Origin of the sequence: Ornithinibacter sp., from assembly GCF_035443565.1 — a bacterium.
GTDB lineage: Bacteria > Actinomycetota > Actinomycetes > Actinomycetales > Dermatophilaceae > Fodinibacter.
Map to the genome: position 1 here is coordinate 1 of NZ_DAORSO010000237.1, position 2,462 is coordinate 2,462.

Below are 2,462 nucleotides of genomic sequence, written 5' to 3' on the forward strand. Positions count from 1 at the left end.
TGTCAATGGCCAAGTTGATGTCCTCGCTGGTGGCCAACGGAAGTCCTCGCTGGTGGCCAACAAAAGTCCTCGCGGTCATGCCTCCTTGCTGCGGGTGGTGCGGTGGGTGAGGCGGTAGCTGTCGCCGGTGGTGGTGATGATGTGGGCGTGGTGGCAGAGCCGGTCGAGCAGTGAGACGGCGGTGGGTTGATCGGGCAGGAAGCGGCCCCAGTGCTCGAAGGGTGAGTGGGAGCCGATCGCGATGGATCGTCGTTCGTAGCCGGCGGCGACGAGGCGGAACAGCAGTTGGCAGCCGGTGTGGTCGAGTGGGGCGAAGCCGATTTCGTCGATGATGATCAGGTCGTTGCGGCAGACGGCTTCGATGGCTTTGCCGACGGTGTTGTCGGCGACGGCGCGGTAGAGGTGCTCGACGAGTTCGACGGCGGTGAAGTAGCGGACCTTGTAGCCGGCGGTCACGGCGGCGGTGCCGAGGCCGATGAGGTAGTGGGTCTTGCCGGTGCCGGCGGGCCCGACGAGGCATAGGTTCTCGGCTTGGTGGATCCATTCGAGTGTCACGAGGTAGTCGTGGCTGGCTCGCGGGATGGACGATTCGTCGAGGCGGAACTCGTCGAGGGTTTTGTCGATCGGGAACCGTGCGGCGGTCATCCGGTTGCGGGTGTTGGAGGCGTCGCGTGAGGCGATCTCGGCCTCGACGAGGACCCGCAGCACTTCTTCGGGTGCCCAGCGTTGCGCCTTCGCGTTGGCGAGGACGTCGGGTGCTTCGCGGCGGATCGCGGCGAGGCGCAGCCGGCGCAGGCCGGCTTCGACATCTGCAGTGAGCGGGATCGGGGTGCGGCCGCTCATGCGAGGTTCTCGATCCGGTAGGCGTCGAACGAGCGGACCTCGGCGGTCGGGAGTCCGACCACGACGTGGTCGCCGGGCTGCGCGGGTTCGGTGGTGGCGGTGCCGATCGCGAGGATTGAGCGGACGTCCGCGGCGCGGAAGCGGCCGAAGCGTGCTGCTCTGGCGAGGGCTTTGGCGACGAGCTCGGGGCCGTGCGCGGGAAGGATGTCGTCGACGATCTCGATGATCTCCTTGGGCAGCATCGTCATCCCGGCGGCGGCGCCTTGGCGGATGAACGCCTCGGCTGGTTCACCCAGGGCGAGGAACTCGCGTTCGGCATCGGTGCGTGCTCGCGGTCCGCGTGACGGAGCGCGTCGTGGTGTCGGGTAGTGCTCGTCGAGCACGGCTGCTTCGCCGGGTGCGAGCTGCACGTGATCGGCAACGAGGCCGCCGTCGAGGTCGTAGATGCGAACCTTGCCGTCGAAGGTGACGGCCTCGACGTGTGCGCCGACGAGTCGGTGTGGGACCGAGTAGCGAGCCGACGCGACTCGGATCGTGGACAGCTTGTCGACCTTGCGGACCTCCACGCGTCCGATCCGTGGGCGCAGCATCGGCAACTCCCGCAACAGCGCCCGTTCCTCGACCAGGCGGACGTCGGGGATCGCGCAGATCTCCGAATGCGCACGGGCGTTGACCTCGCAACACCACACGCGGCAGGCGTCGTTCAACACCGCCAGGTCGTCGGAGTCGGGCAACACCAGATCGGTCTTGGCGTAGCCGACCAGGTTCTCGACGATGCCTTTCGACTCCGGGTCAGCTGGATGGCAGAAGTCCGGGACGAACCGGTAGTGCGTCGCGAACCGGACGTAGTCCGGCGTCGGGATCACCACGTTCGCAATGGTGCCGCCCTTCAGACAGCCCATCCGATCCGCGAGCACCTTCGCGGGGACACCGCCCAACGTGTCGAAGCAGTCGGCGAGCATCGCCAACGTCGTCGCAGCGGTCTCGTCACGAGCAACGCGCACGAAACGGACCCTCGACCAGGCGAGCACCGCGCAGAACACCTTCAACCCCGACGGCAACAGACCCCAGTCGATCGCCAGCGTCTCGCCCGGCACCCACACCGCCGGCCGCCGCTGATGACGGCCGATCTCGCCACGAACCTGACGCTTCACGCCCGCCACGAGCCGCCGGAAGTTGCGGTCCGATCCCGCGTAGCCGGCCGTGCGTGCCGCCGGCAGCAACCGCTTCGCGGTGCCACGGCCGTTGGCTTCGCGGACGAGATCGAGCACCACTGTGCGGACCCCATCGGTGTTCTTCGGCACCGGCGCCCGCTCGGCACGTTCATCATCCAACAGCCCGGCCTCGTGGGCGAGCACCTTTCGTTTCACCGTCTTGGGGTCCACACCGCACAACTCGCCGGCGGCGCGATACGACCCCAGACGCGCGTACGCGTCGACAACATCCATGTTCTTCCTCGCTGACAACAATGTGCACAACCCCTCGAGCGTGTGATCTGGAACTGACTTGGTCGTCGTTCACGATCACCGCTCGAGGTGGCCCGCAGGGTGGATCTACCTACTCACCACCGCGAGGACTTTTCCTGGCCACCAGCGAGGACTTTGACATGGCCACGGACA

2 protein-coding genes are annotated in these 2,462 nt (G+C 67.1%); both read right to left on the bottom strand.

Annotation, left to right across the window (positions count from 1 at the left end):
* Positions 1–75 precede the first annotated feature (75 nt).
* Complete coding sequence (istB, locus tag PLL68_RS13855) at positions 76–843, bottom strand: IS21-like element helper ATPase IstB (protein WP_324535057.1); 768 nt, start codon at positions 841–843, stop codon at positions 76–78.
* On the bottom strand, positions 840–2,312 hold the full coding sequence (gene istA, locus PLL68_RS13860; protein ID WP_324535059.1) for an IS21 family transposase: 1,473 nt from the start codon (positions 2,310–2,312) through the stop codon (positions 840–842). The genes istB and istA overlap by 4 nt, the downstream gene beginning before the upstream one ends.
* Positions 2,313–2,462: the final 150 nt, after the last annotated feature.

Bases quoted from the DNA above. Each gene is read 5' to 3' on its own strand.
- istB (WP_324535057.1), bottom strand. From the start codon at position 843: ATGAGCGGCCGCACCCCGATCCCGCTCACTGCAGATGTCGAAGCCGGC.